Source organism: Microbacterium sp. JZ101, assembly GCF_053903175.1.
This window is the reverse complement of sequence record NZ_CP096400.1, coordinates 1,917,618-1,934,257: the sequence shown is the minus strand read 5'-3', so window position 1 is coordinate 1,934,257 and position 16,640 is coordinate 1,917,618. Positions and strand designations below refer to the sequence as shown.

The 16,640-nt window shown below is 71.8% G+C and carries 11 protein-coding genes; 6 read left to right on the top strand and 5 right to left on the bottom strand.

The features are described 5' to 3' along the window. Positions 1–22: 22 nt before the first annotated feature. Positions 23–1,504, top strand: a complete 1,482-nt coding sequence (gene tig, locus M1D56_RS09050; RefSeq protein ID WP_456283324.1) for a trigger factor — start codon at positions 23–25, stop codon at positions 1,502–1,504. 60 nt (positions 1,505–1,564) lie between these two features. Here tig and treZ read toward each other — a convergent pair whose 3' ends face one another. The 3 genes from treZ to glgX are packed head-to-tail and all read right to left on the bottom strand — an operon-like array spanning position 1,565 to position 7,766. Beyond that, the gene (gene treZ, locus M1D56_RS09045) at positions 1,565–3,286 is read right to left on the bottom strand and encodes a malto-oligosyltrehalose trehalohydrolase (RefSeq protein WP_456283323.1); all 1,722 of its coding nucleotides are present in this window, start codon (positions 3,284–3,286) and stop codon (positions 1,565–1,567) included. Next, positions 3,283–5,586: a malto-oligosyltrehalose synthase gene (gene treY, locus M1D56_RS09040; protein WP_456283321.1), complete on the bottom strand. Its 2,304-nt coding sequence runs from the start codon at positions 5,584–5,586 to the stop codon at positions 3,283–3,285. Before treY ends, treZ begins: the two co-directional genes overlap by 4 nt. Then, the gene (glgX, locus tag M1D56_RS09035) at positions 5,583–7,766 is read right to left on the bottom strand and encodes a glycogen debranching protein GlgX (RefSeq protein WP_324014653.1); all 2,184 of its coding nucleotides are present in this window, start codon (positions 7,764–7,766) and stop codon (positions 5,583–5,585) included. Before glgX ends, treY begins: the two co-directional genes overlap by 4 nt. A gap of 222 nt (positions 7,767–7,988) precedes the next feature. Here glgX and M1D56_RS09030 point away from each other — a divergent pair, with 222 nt between their 5' ends. The 3 genes from M1D56_RS09030 (at position 7,989) to clpX (ending at position 10,690) form a co-directional block, all read left to right on the top strand. Next, positions 7,989–8,582 carry an ATP-dependent Clp protease proteolytic subunit gene (locus M1D56_RS09030; RefSeq protein WP_271172023.1) on the top strand — a complete coding sequence of 198 codons (594 nt, stop codon included), beginning with the start codon at positions 7,989–7,991 and terminating at the stop codon, positions 8,580–8,582. A gap of 23 nt (positions 8,583–8,605) precedes the next feature. Continuing rightward, positions 8,606–9,271 carry an ATP-dependent Clp protease proteolytic subunit gene (locus M1D56_RS09025; RefSeq protein ID WP_271172022.1) on the top strand — a complete coding sequence of 222 codons (666 nt, stop codon included), beginning with the start codon at positions 8,606–8,608 and terminating at the stop codon, positions 9,269–9,271. A gap of 147 nt (positions 9,272–9,418) precedes the next feature. After that, positions 9,419–10,690 carry an ATP-dependent Clp protease ATP-binding subunit ClpX gene (gene clpX / locus M1D56_RS09020; protein WP_271172021.1) on the top strand — a complete coding sequence of 424 codons (1,272 nt, stop codon included), beginning with the start codon at positions 9,419–9,421 and terminating at the stop codon, positions 10,688–10,690. A gap of 51 nt (positions 10,691–10,741) precedes the next feature. On the opposite strand, the gene M1D56_RS09015 is transcribed toward clpX, so the two are convergent. Then, entirely contained in the window at positions 10,742–12,556 is a 1,815-nt protein-coding gene (locus tag M1D56_RS09015; protein ID WP_456285222.1) for an amino acid transporter, read from the bottom strand. Between the two features lie 238 nt (positions 12,557–12,794). Here M1D56_RS09015 and M1D56_RS09010 point away from each other — a divergent pair, with 238 nt between their 5' ends. Together M1D56_RS09010 and M1D56_RS09005 are read left to right on the top strand one after the other, a co-directional pair. After that, positions 12,795–13,883 (top strand): sensor histidine kinase, encoded by a 1,089-nt coding sequence (locus tag M1D56_RS09010; RefSeq protein WP_456283320.1) that lies wholly within the window; start codon positions 12,795–12,797, stop codon positions 13,881–13,883. Then, positions 13,880–14,554 carry a response regulator gene (locus tag M1D56_RS09005; RefSeq protein ID WP_282977890.1) on the top strand — a complete coding sequence of 225 codons (675 nt, stop codon included), beginning with the start codon at positions 13,880–13,882 and terminating at the stop codon, positions 14,552–14,554. The genes M1D56_RS09010 and M1D56_RS09005 overlap by 4 nt, the downstream gene beginning before the upstream one ends. A gap of 4 nt (positions 14,555–14,558) precedes the next feature. Here M1D56_RS09005 and M1D56_RS09000 read toward each other — a convergent pair whose 3' ends face one another. Next, complete coding sequence (locus M1D56_RS09000) at positions 14,559–16,619, bottom strand: M3 family metallopeptidase (protein WP_456283319.1); 2,061 nt, start codon at positions 16,617–16,619, stop codon at positions 14,559–14,561. Positions 16,620–16,640 lie beyond the last annotated feature (21 nt).

The window sequence follows — 16,640 nt, the reverse complement described above, 5'->3', positions numbered from 1 at the left end:
TCACAAGGAGAAACGAACCAGCATGGTGAACAGCACCGTCGAGAAGCTCAGCCCGACGCGGGTGAAGCTTCACATCACGGTCAGCCCCGAAGACCTCAAGCCGAGCATCCAGCACGCGTACGAGCACATCGCGCGCGACGTGCAGGTCCCCGGCTTCCGCAAGGGCAAGGTTCCCGCTCCGATCATCGACCAGCGCGTCGGCCGCGGCGCGGTCATCGAGCACGCCGTCAACGAGGGCCTCGACGGGTTCTTCCGCGCCGCGGTCGCCGAGAACGACGTGAAGATCCTCGGGCGCCCGCAGGCGGACATCGTCGAGTGGCCGAGCGACAAGGACTTCTCGGGCGACCTCGTCGTCGACGTCGAGGTCGACGTGCGCCCCGAGTTCGAGATCCCCGCCTACGAGGGCCTCACCGTCACGGTCGACGCCGTCGAGATCGACGACGCGAAGATCGACGAGGAGCTCGACAGCCTGCGCGCCCGCTTCGGCACGCTCGTCCCCGTGGACCGCCCGGCCGCGAAGGGCGACTTCGTCGAGCTCGACCTCGTCGCCAAGATCGACGGCCAGGAGATCGACCGCGCCGAGGGCGTGTCGTACGAGGTCGGCTCGGGCGAGCTGCTCGACGGCATCGACGAGGCCGTCGAGTCGCTCACCGCCGGCGAGGAGACCACGTTCCGCTCCAAGCTCGTGGGTGGAGACCACGCGGGCGAGGAGGCCGAGGTCGCCGTGACCGTCAAGGCGGTCAAGGAGCGCGAGCTTCCCGAGGCCGACGACGACTTCGCGCAGATGGCGAGCGAGTTCGACACGATCGCCGAGCTGCGCGAGTCGCTCAAGGAGACGGCCGCGACGCGCGGAGCGTTCTCGCAGGGCTCCGCCGCGCGCGACAAGCTCGTCGAGACGCTGCTCGAGGCGGTCGAGATCCCGGTTCCCGCGAGCCTCATCGAGGACGAGGTGCACCGTCACCTCGAGCAGGAGAACCGCCTCGAGGACGACGAGCACCGCGCCGAGGTGACCGAGGCGAGCGAGAAGCAGTTCCGCACGCAGATCCTCTTCGACGCGATCGCCGAGAAGCTCGACGTGCAGGTCTCGCAGGACGAGTTCACGCAGTACCTCATCCAGGCGTCGGGCCAGTACGGCATGTCGCCGCAGGACTTCGTGCAGGCGCTCCAGCAGGGCAACCAGCTGCCGGCTCTCATGGGCGACGTCGCGCGCAACAAGGCGATCGCGATCGTCCTCGGCAAGGTGTCCGTCGTCGACACCGCGGGCAACCCGGTCGACGTGAGCGACTTCGCGGCCGTCGACGACGAGCCCGAGGCCGAAGAGGCTGCCGCGGAGGAGGCTCCGGCCGACGAGGCTGGTGCGGCCGAGGAGGCTCCCGCTGCGGAGGAGGCTCCGGCCGAGGAGGCTCCCGCTGCGGAGGAGGCTCCGGCCGAGGAGGCTCCCGCGGCCGAGAAGAAGCCCAAGCGCACGCGCAAGACCGCGAAGGCGGCCGACGAGGCCGAGTGATCTGAGCGGATCCCGAGGAGGGCGGGTGCTTCGGCACCCGCCCTCCTCGCGTCTGCGGACTCAGATCCGCACGACGGCTCCCGCGCGCGGCGGCACGAGCATCGCGCCGTCGTCGTCATCGAGCGGCGCCGTCGCGAAGACGACGTCCGCGGTCGGCCGGATGCGCAGCGGCTCGTCCGCCAGGTTGACGACGATCTCCAGGCCGCCCCGTCGGAGCCGGATCCAGCGCTCGTCATCGCTCCACTCCGCCGACACCCGCTCGAGACGCGGATCGACGAGGTCCGGCTCCGCCCTGCGCAGGCGCGCGAGCGCGCGATGGACGGCGAGGATGCGCGTGTGCCGCGTCGGAGCGCCATCCGCGGGATAGGGCTCTCTCCAGTCGAGCCGCGAGCGCGCGAACGTCGCGGGGTCCTGCGGGTCGGGCACGATCTCGCGCTCCCATCCCATCCGCGCGAACTCCTCCCTGCGCCCCTCCCTGGTCGCCTCCCCGAGCTGCGGATCGGGATGCGACGTGAAGAACTGCCAGGGCGTGGACGCTGCCCACTCCTCGCCCATGAAGAGCATCGGCGTGAACGGCGACGCGAGGCAGAGGAGGGCCGCGACGGCGAGCAGGTCCTCGTCGAGTGCGGCGGCCAGGCGATCGCCCGTCGCGCGGTTGCCGATCTGGTCGTGATTCTGCGTGTAGGTGACGAGCCGCCACGCGGGAGTGCCCGGCGGGAGGGGGCGGCCGTGCGCGCGTCCGCGGAAGGACGACCACGTGCCGTCGTGGAAGAATCCGCGGGTCGCCGCCTTCGCGAGGGCCGACAGCGGAGCGAAGTCGGCGTAGTAGCCGTGCGTCTCGCCCGTGAGCGCGACGTGGACAGCGTGGTGGTAGTCATCGCTCCACTGCGCGTGCACGCCGTACCCGCCCGCCTCTCGGGGCGAGATGAGGGTCGGATCGTTGAGGTCCGATTCGGCGATGAGCGTGAGCGGCCGACGCAGGTGCGCACTGAGCGCGTCGACCTCCTCGGCGAGCTCCTGGAGGATGTGCGTCGGGCTGTCGTCGACGAGCGCGTGGACGGCGTCGAGCCGAAGGGCGTCGACATGGTGGTCCCGCAGCCACATGAGCGCGTTCTCGACGATATGCGCGCGCACGGCGGGCAGACGCAGGTCGACGCCTGCGCCCCACGTGTTCTCGTCGTCCTCGCGCAGGTACGGCCCGAACCGGGGGAGGTGGTTGCCGCTCGGCCCGAGGTGGTTGTAGACGACGTCCTGGATCACGCCGACGCCCGCGGCGTGGCAGGCGTCGACGAACCGCTGGTAGGCGTCCGGGCCGCCGTAGCTCTCGTCGACCGCGTACCAGAGGACGCCGTCGTAGCCCCAGTTGCGCGGGCCGTCGAAGGCGTTCACGGGCAGGAGCTCGACGAAGTCGACGCCGAGGTCGACGAGGTGCGGCAGACGCGCCGCGGCGGCGTCGAGCGTCCCCTCGGGCGTGAACGTGCCCACGTGCAGCTCGTAGATGAGGCCGCCCGCGAGCTGCCGGCCCGTCCATCCGCTGTCCTGCCACGCGTGTGCCGACGGGTCGTGCACGCGGCTGAGCCCGTCGACGCCGTCGGGCTGCCAGCGCGAGCGCGGATCGGGCAGGGGCGTGTCGTCGTCGAGCAGGTAGCCGTAGGCGGCGCCGTGCCGCGGCTCGGCGTCGGACGTCCACCATCCGTCGGGCGCTGCTCGCATCGCGAGCCGCGATCCGTCGAGCACGAGCGTCGCGGTCCGCGCGTGCGGCGCCCACACCTCGAAGCTCACGGCGCCTGCCTCAGAAGCAGGGCGACGGGGTAGGTGCGCAGAAGCTCGGCGAGGGGGACGGCACCGCCCTCGGTCTCGGCGCCGGTGAGGGCATCCGCGTATCGGCCGGGAGGGAGGAGCACGGATGCGCTGCCCCATCCGCCGGCGCGGGCGAGGCCGATCGGGAGGCGGGTAGCGATCGCGACGGCCCCGCCGCGGTCGAACGCGATCGCGTGCCGCCCCGTGTCGCCGATCACAGTCAGCGGCGCGTAGCGCGTGAAGAGCTCGGGTCGATCGCGTCGCGCCCTCAGCGCGCGCGAGGTGACGAGCAGCTTCGCCGCGCCGCTCTCGTCGAGGGGCGGTGGCGGCCCGGCATCGAGCTGCGCGAGCAGGGCGCGCCGCTCGCCGAAGTCGACGGGGCGCCGGTTGTCGGGATCGACCAGCGAGCGGTTCCAGAGCTCCGCGCCCTGGTACACGTCGGGCACGCCGGGCATCGCGAGCTGCAGCAGCTTCGCGGAGAGGCCGTTCGACCAGCCGGCCGGGCGGATGGCGTCCACGAGGCCCTCGAGGGCGGCGGCCGCCTCGGGGTCGTCGAATGCCGCGTCGACGAGGGCGTGGAGCCGCCCCTCGAAGTCCGCGTCGGGAGAGCGCCACGATGTGCCGGTCGCGGCCTCCCGTGCGGCCTTCTCCGCGTAGGCGTGAGCGCGTTCGCGGGAGACGGGCCACGCGCCCGCGAGCGTGCTCCACAGGAGCGCCGCGAGCGGGGCGTCGCCCAGGGGAGCGCGCGCGAGAAGCGTCGCGAGGGTCGTGCGCCAGAGCTCCGGCACCTCGGCGAGCGCATCGATCCGCGCGCGGGTGTCCTCGCCCCGCTTCGTGTCGTGCGTCGAGAGCGTCGTGAGCGACGCGGGTGTGCGCGCCTGACGCTCGATCTGGCGCCGGTGGAACTCGGCGACATCGATCGCGAACTCCGAGGGATCGCCGCCCACCTCCGCAAGCGAGGCGAGTCGCGCGACGCGGTAGAACACGGTGTCCTCGACGCCCTTGGCCATCACGGCGCCCGAGGTCTGCTGGAGGCGCGCCGCGGCGGGCTCCGCGGGGTCGGAGAGGACCGGGAGGAGCTCCTCGACGGCCGCCGCCAGGTCGGGCCGTCTCCGCGCCGCCTCGGCGACGGCGGCGTGGAGGTGCTCGGCTCCGGCGGGCAGATACGACCGGTACACGGGGAAGCAGGCGAGGATCTCGGCGAGCGCGTCGGCGGCGTCCGCGCCGCCGGGCAGGGCCCGGTCCGGCAGGAGCCGCACGAGCCGACGCACCTCGGACGCGAGGATGCCGTCGGCCGCCGCGCGCTTGCCGTCGTGGACGAGGTCGTCCCACGCGGCGCGCGAGCCGCGCAGCTCCTCCTCGAGCGCGTCGAGCTGGGCGCGGCCGGCCGGGTCGACGAGCACGCGATCGACGTCTCCGAGCGCCTCGTACCCGGTCGTGCCGGCCGTCGCCCAGTGCGCGGGCAGGTGCTCTCCGGCCTCGAGGATCTTCTCGACGACGACGTAGCGGCCCCCGGTCGCGTCCGCGAGGCGCGCGAGGTACCCTCCCGGGTCGGCGAGGCCGTCCGGATGGTCGATGCGGAGCCCGTCCACGAGGCCGTCGCGGAGCCAGCGGAGGATCTCGGCGTGCGATGCGTCGAACACCCACGGCTCCTCGACGCGGATCGCCGCGAGCGAGGAGACCGCGAAGAACCGGCGGTAGTTCAGCTCCGCGTCGCCGCGCCGCCAGTCGACGAGCTCGTAGTGCTGGCGGCCGTGCACGGTCTCGGGATCGGCGCCGTCGTCGGCCGATCCCGGGGCAAGGGGGAATCTCTGATCGCCGCAGCGCAGCTCGCCGTCCTCGATCCGAAGCGGCGGGCTGTCGTCGCCGAGCACGGGCAGGCGCACGCGTCCGCCGCCCGCGGCCCAGTCGATGTCGAACGCATCCGCCCACTGGGACGCCCGGCCGTGCGCGAGGACATCCCACCACCAGGGGTTGTTCGCCGGCGTCGCGACGCCCATGTGGTTCGGGACGACGTCGACGAGCACGCCGAGCCCGGCCTCCCGTGCGGCCGCGGAGAGACGGGCGAGCCCGTCGGCTCCGCCGCGCAGCGGGTCCACGCGCGTGTGGTCGACGACGTCGTAGCCGTGGTTCGAGCCGGGTTCCGCCGCGAGCAAGGGCGAGAGGTAGAGCCAGTCTGCCCCGAGTGCGCGCACATACGCGACGGCACCCGCCGCGTCATCGAGGTCGAAGTCCGCGCTGATCTGCAGGCGGTACGTCGAGCGCGGCGTTCGCGGGGTCACGCGCCGTCCTCTTCCGCGGCGCGCTCGAGCCGGAGCCGCACCGATGCCGCGGGGGAGTGATCGGGCGACTCCTCCGGTGCACGGTGCTCGCGGAGCACGAGCATCGAGCGGGCCGTCACGGCGAGCGACGACCCCGCCGCGCGCGGCGTCGGATCTGCGCCGTCCGCGGTGTCGAGCACGATCTCCCACTGGGGGCAGTACTCGTCGGGCGGCAGCGTGAACTCCACCTCGCTGTCATGCGCGTTGAAGCAGATGAGGAAGTGCACGTCGACGATCCGCTCGCCGCGCGGGCCGCGGCCGCCGATGCCCTGCCCGTTCAGGAAGACGCCGAGCGAGCGCGCGTACGCGGTCTCCCAGTCCTCGGGCTCCATGGGGTCGCCGCCGGGGCGCAGCCACACGATGTCGGGCAGGGGGTCGCCCTTGCCGCGGCGGACGGGCCGCCCGTCGAAGAACCGCAGTCGTCGGAACGCCGGGTGCCGCCGGCGCAGGCGCGACACGGCGGCCGTGAACTCGATGAGCGGGCCGTCCGCCTCGTCCCAGTGCACCCACGTGAGCTCGCTGTCCTGCGCGTAGCCGTTGTTGTTGCCGCGCTGCGTGCGTCCGAGCTCGTCCCCGTGGGGAAGCATGGGAACGCCCTGCGAGAGCAGGAGGGTCGCGAGGAAGTTGCGCTGCTGGCGCGCGCGCAGCTCGAGGACAGCGGGGTCGTCGGTCGGCCCCTCGACTCCCAGGTTGTACGAGCGGTTGTGGGACTCGCCGTCGCGCCCGCCCTCCCCGTTGGCCTCGTTGTGCTTCTCGTTGTACGACACGAGGTCGTTGAGCGTGAACCCGTCGTGCGCCGTGACGAAGTTGATCGAGGCCGACGGGAGCCGTGCCGAGGTCTCGTAGAGGTCGGCCGACCCGGTGATGCGCGACGCGAACTCGCCGAGCGTCGCGGGCTCGCCGCGCCAGAAGTCGCGCACGGTGTCGCGGTACTTGCCGTTCCACTCCGTCCACTGCGGAGGGAAGTTGCCGACCTGGTAGCCGCCGGGTCCGACGTCCCACGGCTCGGCGATGAGCTTGACCTGCGAGACGACCGGGTCCTGCTGCACGAGGTCGAAGAAGCTCGACAGCCGGTCGACGTCGTAGAACTCGCGCGCGAGCGTCGCCGCGAGGTCGAAGCGGAAGCCGTCGACGTGCATCTCGGTGACCCAGTACCGGAGCGAGTCCATGAGGAGCTGGAGCGCGTGCGGGTTGCGCACGTTGAGGCTGTTGCCCGTGCCGGTGTAGTCCATGTAGAAGGACGGGTCGTCGTCGACGAGCCGGTAGTACGCGCGGTTGTCGATCCCGCGGAACGACAGGGTCGGGCCGAGGTGGTTGCCCTCCGCGGTGTGGTTGTAGACGACGTCGAGGATGACCTCGATGCCGGCCGCGTGCAGTGCGCGGACCATCCCCTTGAACTCCTGGACCTGCGCGCCGGCGTCGCCCGATGAGGAGTACTCGTTGTGCGGCGCGAAGAAGCCGAGGGTGTTGTACCCCCAGTAGTTGCGCAGGCCCCGCTCGATCAGGTGACCGTCGTGCACGAACTGATGGACCGGCATGAGCTCGATCGCGGTCACGCCGAGCTTGCGCAGGTGGGCGATGACGCTCGGATGGGCTATGCCCGCGTAGGTGCCGCGCTGCGCCTCGGGGACGTCGGGGTGCAGCGCCGTGAGACCCTTCACATGCGCCTCGTAGATGAGCGTGCGGTCGTACGGGACGGACGGCGGCCGGTCGTCCCGCCAGTCGAAATACGGGTTGACGACGACCGCGAGCAGCGTGTGGCCCGCGGAATCGGCCTCGTTCGGCTTCTCCGGGTCGTCGAAGTCGTAGTCGTAGAGCGACGCGTCCCAGTCGACCGCACCGGAGAGCGCCTTCGCGTACGGGTCGACGAGCAGCTTGTGCGGGTTGCACCGGAGTCCCTGGGCGGGATCGCGCGGCCCGTGCACGCGGTAGCCGTAGCGCTGGCCGGGGCCGACATCCGGGAGGTACGCATGCCAGACGAACGCGTCGACCTCCGTGAGCTCGACGCGGGTCTCGGCCCCCGCATCGTCGAAGAGGCAGAGCTCGACGCGCTCGGCGACCTCGCTGAAGAGGGCGAAGTTCGTCCCGTCGCCGTCGTACGACGCTCCGAGGGGGTAGGGGTTTCCGGGCCAGGTGTTCATGCGCGCCTTCCTCGCGGTCCGGAGGCTCCCGGGGCGGACCCCTCCGTTGATCCGCGCCGATGCCGCCACGCTAACGGGCGCGACGTGCCGGAGGGAAGGGCTTGCGGAAGGGAGGTCCGACAGGGCATGCGACACCCGATATGCCCAGGGCGAACACGACCGGACCGCTGAAACGGCGCCGGTAGGGTCGATCTCGACGCATCACCGAAATGGAGTGATTTCATGGCCGAACCGCTGATGGCACAGAGTGTCTTCGACAGGCTTCTCAAGGACCGCATCATCTGGCTGGGCTCGGAGGTGCGCGACGAGAACGCGAACGAGATCTGCGCGAAGATCCTCCTTCTCGCCGCGGAGGACTCCGAGAAGGACATCTACCTCTACATCAACTCGCCCGGCGGCTCGATCACGGCCGGCATGGCGATCTACGACACCATGCAGTTCGTGCCCAACGACATCGTCACGGTGGGCATCGGCATGGCCGCCTCGATGGGGCAGCTCCTGCTCACGAGCGGGACGAAGGGCAAGCGGTACATCACGCCCAACGCACGCGTCCTGCTGCACCAGCCGCACGGCGGCTTCGGCGGCACCGCGAGCGACATCCAGACGCAGGCCGAGCTCATCGTCTCGATGAAGAACCGCCTCGCCGAGATCACCGCGGCGCAGACCGGGAAGACCGTCGAGCAGATCAACGAGGACGGCGACCGCGACCGCTGGTTCACCGCCGACGAGGCGCTCGAGTACGGGTTCGTGGACCACATCCGCGAGCATGCGGCGGACGTGACGGGCGCGGGCGGCACCGACCGCGACGCGCAGTGAGCCGAGAGACGAGGACGCACACGATGAACACCCCCTACACCGGCGCGGCGACCCCGCAGGGCTTCCAGCTCCCGAGCAGCCGCTACATCCTGCCGCAGTTCGAGGAGCGCACGGCGTACGGCTACAAGCGCCAGGACCCGTACAACAAGCTCTTCGAGGACCGCGTGATCTTCCTGGGCGTCCAGGTCGACGACGCGTCGGCGGACGACGTCATGGCGCAGCTGCTCGTGCTCGAGAGCCAGGACCCCGATCGCGACATCATCATGTACATCAACTCGCCCGGCGGCTCGTTCACGGCCATGACGGCGATCTACGACACGATGCAGTACATCTCGCCCCAGATCCAGACCGTCGTGCTGGGTCAGGCCGCCTCGGCGGCGGCCGTGCTGCTCGCGGCCGGCGCGCCGGGCAAGCGCCTCGCGCTGCCCAACGCGCGGATCCTCATCCACCAGCCCGCGGTCGGCGAGTCCGGCCACGGGCAGGCGTCGGACATCGAGATCCAGGCGGCCGAGATCCTGCGCATGCGCACGTGGCTCGAGGAGACGCTCGCGAAGCACTCGAACAAGTCGCAGGCCGAGGTCCACAAGGACATCGACCGCGACAAGATCCTGGGTGGCACCGAGGCGGTCGAGTACGGCCTCGTCGACCAGGTCCTCACGTCGCGCAAGCGCACGCCGCTGACGAAGTAGGACGAGCAGGATCCTGCAGGATGCCCCGGTCGCGCGCTCGCACGGCCGGGGCATCCCGCATCCATGCCGCGTCGGACGGCGTCGGTGTCCGCGGCAGCGGTTAGGCTCGAAGAAGACCCCCTTCCGGGACCCAGGAGGAGAAGGACCATGGCTCGCATCGGTGAGAGTGCCGACCTGTTCAAGTGCTCCTTCTGCGGGAAGAGCCAGAAGCAGGTCCAGCAGCTGATCGCCGGACCCGGCGTCTACATCTGCGACGAATGCGTCGAGCTCTGCAACGAGATCATCGAAGAGCGGATGGCCGAGTCCAACGCCGACGGCGGGGTCGCGGAGTTCGACCTGCCGAAGCCGCGGGAGATCTTCGGCTTCCTCGAGGAGTACGTCGTCGGCCAGGAGCCCGCCAAGCGCGCGCTCGCGGTGGCGGTGTACAACCACTACAAGCGCGTCCGCGCACGCGGCGAGATCAAGACGGCCGAGCAGAAGGCCGAGGACGTCGACATCGCCAAGAGCAACATCCTCATGCTCGGGCCGACCGGGTCGGGCAAGACCTACCTCGCGCAGACGCTCGCGAAGCGGCTCAACGTCCCGTTCGCCGTCGCCGACGCGACGGCCCTCACCGAGGCGGGCTACGTGGGCGAGGACGTCGAGAACATCCTCCTCAAGCTCCTCCAGGCCGCCGACTTCGACGTCAAGCGCGCCGAGACCGGCATCATCTACATCGACGAGGTCGACAAGATCGCCCGCAAGGCGGAGAACCCGTCGATCACGCGCGATGTGTCGGGCGAGGGCGTGCAGCAGGCGCTCCTGAAGATCCTCGAGGGCACGGTGGCGTCCGTCCCTCCGCAGGGCGGGCGCAAGCACCCGCATCAGGAGTTCATCCAGATCGACACGACGAACGTGCTGTTCATCGTGGCCGGCGCGTTCGCCGGGCTCGAGGACATCATCTCGGCGCGCGTCGGGCGCCACGGCGTCGGGTTCGGCGCGCCGCTCCAGGACAAGCGCGACGACGGCGGGCTCTACGCGGAGGTGCTCCCGGAGGACCTCCACAAGTTCGGGCTCATCCCGGAGTTCATCGGCCGCCTTCCCGTCATCGCGTCGGTCGGCGCGCTCGACCAGGAGGCGCTCATGGAGATCCTCACCGTCCCGCGGAACGCGCTCGTGAAGCAGTACCAGCGGATGTTCGAGCTCGACGGCGTCGCGCTCGATTTCGAGGAGGACGCGCTGCGCGCGATCGCCGACCTCGCCGTCGGGCGCAAGACGGGAGCCCGCGGGCTGCGTGCCATCCTCGAGGAGGTGCTCGGGCCGATCATGTTCGAGATCCCGTCCACCGACGACGTCGCCAAGGTCATCGTCACCCGCGCTGCCGTCGAGGAGGGCGCGCCCCCCACGGTCGTGCTGCGGCAGCGCAAGAAGAGCGCGTAGCCGAGCGGACGCCTCCGGGCCGGGGATCGAGGATCCTCGGCCCGGAGCCGCTCAGCCCACGTGCACGTCGGGGCGGAGACGCCGCTTGGGCTCCACGCGCCGCAGCACCTCGCGCGTGACCGGCGCGATCTCGCCCGTCCCGAAGACGAGGAAGCGCAGCATGTTCGACGCCGGATTGCCCTCGCTCCACTCGAAGTAGACGTCGGGGACGACGCCGGTCTCGTCCCGGATGGCGAGGAGCACCGCGGCGATCGCGTTCGGCACGCTCGTGGCATGGACGCTGAGGATGCGGTGCCCCGCGTGCTCCTCGCCGCGGACGACGAGGTCGTCCTCGAAGTCCGACGAGTCGCCGAGGATGACCTGCAGGAACACCACCTGCGCCGAGCGGGGGATGCCGTTGAAGCGCCGCTCGTTGCGGAGCTTGTCGGCGAACTCGGCCGCCGTCCCGGAGCCCGGCTCCTTGGGCACGACGCGGATCGCACCGTGGTGCTCCGCGTCGTGACGGACGAACGCGAGGGCCGCCTCGTCGAAGACGACCGAGCGCGCGCGGAGCTGGAACGACCGCGGGATGCGCGACAGCACGGACACCGTCACGATGCCGAGGATGAACAGGGCGGCGATCTTGACCCCGTCGGGCCGCTCGACGACGTTGACCGCGGTCGTGGCGAGGAACACGGCGGCGATGACCGCGTAGCCGGCGGCCGCGCGCGGGTGCCGCCGCCGACGCGCGGACAGCGCCACCGCGATCGACGCCGAGGTGATGAGCACGAGCACGCCGGTCGCGTAGGCGCCGCTCTGGGCGTCGACGTCGGCCTCGAAGGCGAGCGTGACGGCGAACGCGATCGCGGTGAACACGATGACGAGGGGGCGCGTGGCGGCCGCCCAGCGCGGGGCCATGCCGTAGCGCGGCAGGTAGCGGGGCACGAGGTTCAGCAGGCCCGCCATCGCCGACGCGCCCGCGAACCAGAGGATGAGCACGGTCGCGATGTCGTAGGCGGTGCCGAAGCCCTCCCCGAGCAGGCCGTGGGCCAGATACGCGAGCGCCCGGCCGTTCGCCGAGCCGCCGGGCGCGAACTCCTCCTGGGGGATGAGCAGCGTCGTGACGACGCTCGAGCCGAGCAGGAACGCGCTCATCGTGAGCGCGGCGGCCGTGAGCAGCTTGCGGGCCCCGCGGATGCGGCCGACCGGCCGCGCCTCCGTGTCGCCGCGGATGCCGCGGATCTGCGGCATCACGGCGACGCCCGTCTCGAAGCCGGAGAGGCCGAGCGCGAGCTGCGGGAAGACGAGGAGCGCCACGGCGATGGCCGCGAGCGGGCTCCCGTGCGCGGTGGTGAGCGCGGCCGTCCAGTCGCCGACGACCTCGGGACGTGCGGCCACCTCGGCGAAGGACACGAGCACGACCACCGCGTTCAGCGCGAGGAAGACCCCGACGAGCGCCACCGCGATCGAGATCGCGCCGCGGAAGCCCTTGAGGAACACCGCCCCCAGGAGCGCCACGAGGAACAGGGTGATCGGGATCTCCATCCCCTCCCATTCGTCCGGGGCGAACGGGTTCTCGACGATGTGCGCCGTCGCGTCGGCGGCCGACAGGGTGATGGTGATCATGAAGTCGGTGGCGGCGAAGCCGAGCAGGACGAGCACGAGGAGCTTCCCGCCCCACCAGGGAAGGAGGCGCTCGAGCATGGCGATCGACCCCTCGCCGTGCGGGCTCTCCTTCGCCACGCGCCGATAGACCGGCAGGGCGCCCAGCAGCGTGACGAGGATGAGCACGAGCGTCGCGATGGGGGAGAGAAGGCCCGCGGCGAGGGCTGCGATCGCCGGCTGGTAGCCGAGGGTCGAGAAGTAGTCGACGCCCGTGAGGCACATGACGCGCCACCACGGCGCGCCCCTCCCGGAGTCGATCTCCGATGTGGACTCCCCGGTGACGTCCGGGGGCACTGCGCTCTCGACGAGCATCTCTTCTCCGCCTCTCGATCTGGACACCGGACGACGCTAGTCCCGTCGCGGCTCGCGGGACCCGCCTTCGCGTCAGGATTCCGTCAGGATTTCCGCCGCCCGCGCGCGCCGCCGTCGTCAGCCCGACCGGAGCCGCGAGACTTCCTCTGTGCAGCGGTTCGCGATGCTCCCCGTGCGACGGCAGCTCGCCGCCGCGGCCGTGGTCACGGCGGCGCTCGTGGGAGCGACGGCGGCGGTCGCCGCTTCGGTCGACGCGCAGGACCTCGTCGTCGCGGCGCTCCTGTACCTGCTCATCGTCGTCGTGGGCGCCGTGCTGGGTGGGATCGTCGTCGCCCTCGTCGCGTCGATCGCTGCGGGGCCGCTCCTCATCTACTTCTTCGCGGAGCCCGTGCACACCCTGCACGTGACCGACGGCGCGCAGCTCGTCGCGATCGGCGTGTTCGTCGCGGCGGGCGTGATCGTGAGCCTCGTCGTCGGGCAGTCGGAGGCGCGCCTCCTGCTCGCGCGTCAGGCGCTCGAGGCGCAGAGCCGAGCCGACGCCGCGCAGGAGGCGGACCGGCTGCGCAGCGCCCTCCTCGCGGCCGTCGGGCACGACCTCCGCACTCCGCTCGCCGCCGCATCGGCCGCGGCGACGAGCCTCGCCAGCTCCGACGTCGTCTGGACCCCCGACCAGCGGGGCGAGCTCCTCGGCACGACGATCGCCTCGCTCGCTCGCCTCGAGCGGCTGCTCGACGACCTGCTCGACTCGTCGCGGCTCGACGCGGGCGTGCTGCCGGTCTCGATCGAGCCCATGCGGGTCGAGGACGCCGTCGCGCTCGCGCTGGATGAGCTGGGCGACGAGGGCGCCGTCGCCGTCACGGTGGCGCCCGGGGTGCCGGACGCGCTGGCCGATCCCGTGCTCGTGCAGCGGATCGTCGCGAACCTCGTGGGCAACGCCCTCCGCCACGGCGGCGGCGACGTCGCGGTGAGGATCCGCACGGCCGGGGCGCGCGTGGAGCTCGCGGTCGTCGACCACGGCCCGGGGATCCCGGCCGCGTCGCGCGAGGAGGCGTTCCGCGCATTCCGTCGCCTCGACGACAGCGGGTCCGGCGCGGGGCTCGGTCTCTCGCTCTCGCGCGGGTTCGCGGAGGCGATGGGCGGCACGCTCGAGCTGCGCCCGTCGGAGGGCGGAGGGCTCACGTGCGTGCTCGAGCTGCCCATCGCCCCTGTCGCGCCGCGGGATGGGGGCGTCGCATGACCATCCTCATCGTCGAGGACGACGCGGCGATCCGCCGCACGCTCGCCCTCAACCTCGAGGCGCGCGGGTACGAGGTGCGCGAGGCGGCGGACGGCGCCGAAGCGGTCAGGGAGATCGCTCGGAACGAGCCCGCTCTCGTCATCCTCGACCTGGGGCTCCCGGCGCTCGACGGCGTGGGGGTCATCACCACGGTGCGCGGCGCGCACCGGATGCCCATCCTCGTGCTCAGCGGACGGTCGCAGACGGCGGAGAAGGTCGCGGCGCTCGACGCGGGCGCCAACGACTACGTCACGAAGCCGTTCGCGGTCGATGAGCTGCTCGCGCGCGTGCGCGCCCTCCTGCGGACCGCGCCCGCGCCATCCGAGGAGGCCGATCGGCACGCGATCGGCCCCTCCCAGATCGACCTCGTGGCGCACACGGCCACGCGCGACGGGGAGCCGGTGCACCTCACCGCGACCGAGTGGTCGATGCTCGAGGTGCTGCTGCGCAACGTGGGCCGCCTCGTCGGGAAGCGCGAGCTCCTCACGGCCGTCTGGGGCCCGGCGTACACGGGGGAGGACGCCTACCTCCGCCTCTACATGAGCCAGCTGCGGCGCAAGCTCGAGGCGGACCCGGCCCGGCCCCGCCATCTGCTGACGGAGCCGGGGCTCGGGTACCGCTACCGGCCCTGAGGCGTCACGCGTCGAGGCCGCGGCGCTTCAGCAGCGGGGCGATCTCGGCGTCGCGCCCGCGGAAGTCGCGGTACGCCTCGAGCGGATCCTTCGCACCGCCCACGCCGAGCAGCCGCGCGCGGAAGCGGTCGCCGCCAGCGCGCGAGAGCCCGCCGTTCTCACGGAACCACTCGACGGTGTCGGCATCGAGCACCTCGGCCCAGATGTAGGAGTAGTACCCCGCGCTGTACCCGCCCGCGAAGATGTGCTGGAAGTAGGTCGAGGAGTACCGCGTGGGCACGGTCGGCTCGTCCAGGCCGATGTCGGCGAGCGCGGCGGCCTCGAAGGCCGCCACGTCGGTCACCGCCGCCGCCTCCGACGGCGACAGCGCGTGCCACGCCTGATCGAGCCAGGCGGCCGCGAGGTACTCGCTCGTCTCGAAGCCCTGGTTGAACGTCTCGCTCGCGCGGAGCCGTTCGACGACGTCCGCGGGGAGGGGCTCGCCGGTCTCGTGGTGGACCGCGTAGTTCGCGAGCACCTCGGGCCAGAGGAGCCACATCTCGTTCACCTGGCTGGGGAACTCGACGAAGTCCCGGTGGACGGCCGTGCCCGCGAAGTGCGGGTACGTCACGCGCGCGAAGAGCCCGTGCAGGGCGTGGCCGAACTCGTGGAAGAGGGTCGTCACGTTGTCGAGCGTGAGGAGGGTCGGCTCGCCGGCGGCCGGCTTGACGACGTTGAGGTTGTTCACGACGACCGGCTTCGTGCCGCGGAGCGCGGACTGCGCAACGAGCGAGTTCATCCAGGCGCCGCCGCGCTTCGTGTCGCGCGTGTAGAGGTCGAGCAGGTAGAGGCCGAGGGGCGTGCCGTCGGCGTCGAGGACCTCGAAGGCGCGCACGTCCGGGTGGTAGCTCGGGAGGTCGGCGCGCTCGCGGAAGGAGAGCCCGTAGAGCTCGTGCGCCGCGTGGAACACGCCGTCGCGGAGGACGCGCTCGGCTTCGAACCAGGGCCGCAGAGCCGCCGTGTCGATGTCGTACTCGGCCTGACGCACCTTCTCCGTGTAGAAGGCCCAGTCGTGCGCTGCGAGCGGGAAGGGCTCGGGCTCCGTCTCGTCGACGATGCGCTGGAGCGCGGCCTTCTCCCGCTGCGCGTTGCGCGCCGCCGGCCCGGCGAGGCGACGCAGCAGAGCGCGCACGGCCTCGGGAGATCCGGCGGTCTCGTCGGAGGTCACGTACGCCGCGTGCGAGGGGTACCCGAGCAGCGCGGCGCGCTCGGCGCGGAGCCGCACGATCTCGCGGACGACCTCGGAGCTGTCGTTCGCGTTGCCTCGCGACGCCCGGGCGCGGGAGGCGGCGAGGATGCGCTCGCGCGCGTCTCTGCGGACCAGCGAAGACAGGTGCGGATGGCCCGTGAAGAGCGTGAGGGTGACCGCATAGCGCCCATCGAGCCCTCGCTCGCGGGCGGCCTCGGCCGCGGCGGACAGCTCGCCGGGCGCGAGGCCCTCGAGCTCCTCTGCGCTGTCGAAGACGACCGCGAGGTCGTTCGTGTCGGCGAGGAGGTTCTTCTCGAATCGCGTGGTGAGGGTCGACAGGCGCGCGTTGAGCTCGGTGAGCCGCTCCTTGGCCGTGTCGTCGAGGGCGGCGCCGGCGCGCGTCATCTCGGTGTGGCGTCGCTCGACGAGGCGGCGCTGCTCCGCGGTGAGGTCGAGCTCGTCGAGCCGGTCGCGGACGGACCCGATCCGCGCGTACAGCCCCGCGTCGAGCTCGATCGCGTCGGAGTGCGCCGACATGAGCGGTGCGAGCTGCTCGTCGATCTCCTGGATCTCCGCCGTCGCGTGTGCCGAGTTCACGGTGTAGAACGCACGCGAGACCGCGTCGAGAAGCGCGCCGGAGCGCTCGAGCGGCTCGAGCGTGTTCTCGAAGGTCGGGGCGTCCGGGTTGGCCGTGATCGCGTCGATCTCGGCGCGGTGCTCGGCGAAGGCGCGCTCGAACGCGGGCAGGTAGTGACCGGGCTCGATGGCCGCGTAGTCGGGCAGTCCGTAGGGGAGGGGCGAGGGCGCGAGCAGGGGGTTGAACACGGGCGCGGTCATCCCGTCAGCCTATCCAGGGCC

What these genes read in the sequence shown, in the direction of transcription:
- M1D56_RS09015 (WP_456285222.1), bottom strand. Translation starts at nt 12,556, where the DNA reads ATGTGCCTCACGGGCGTCGACTACTTCTCGACCCTCGGCTACCAGCCG.
- glgX (WP_324014653.1), bottom strand. Translation starts at nt 7,766, where the DNA reads ATGAACACCTGGCCCGGAAACCCCTACCCCCTCGGAGCGTCGTACGAC.
- clpX (WP_271172021.1), top strand. Translation starts at nt 9,419, where the DNA reads ATGGCTCGCATCGGTGAGAGTGCCGACCTGTTCAAGTGCTCCTTCTGC.
- M1D56_RS09000 (WP_456283319.1), bottom strand. Translation starts at nt 16,619, where the DNA reads ATGACCGCGCCCGTGTTCAACCCCCTGCTCGCGCCCTCGCCCCTCCCC.
- M1D56_RS09030 (WP_271172023.1), top strand. Translation starts at nt 7,989, where the DNA reads ATGGCCGAACCGCTGATGGCACAGAGTGTCTTCGACAGGCTTCTCAAG.
- tig (WP_456283324.1), top strand. Translation starts at nt 23, where the DNA reads ATGGTGAACAGCACCGTCGAGAAGCTCAGCCCGACGCGGGTGAAGCTT.
- M1D56_RS09025 (WP_271172022.1), top strand. Translation starts at nt 8,606, where the DNA reads ATGAACACCCCCTACACCGGCGCGGCGACCCCGCAGGGCTTCCAGCTC.
- M1D56_RS09005 (WP_282977890.1), top strand. Translation starts at nt 13,880, where the DNA reads ATGACCATCCTCATCGTCGAGGACGACGCGGCGATCCGCCGCACGCTC.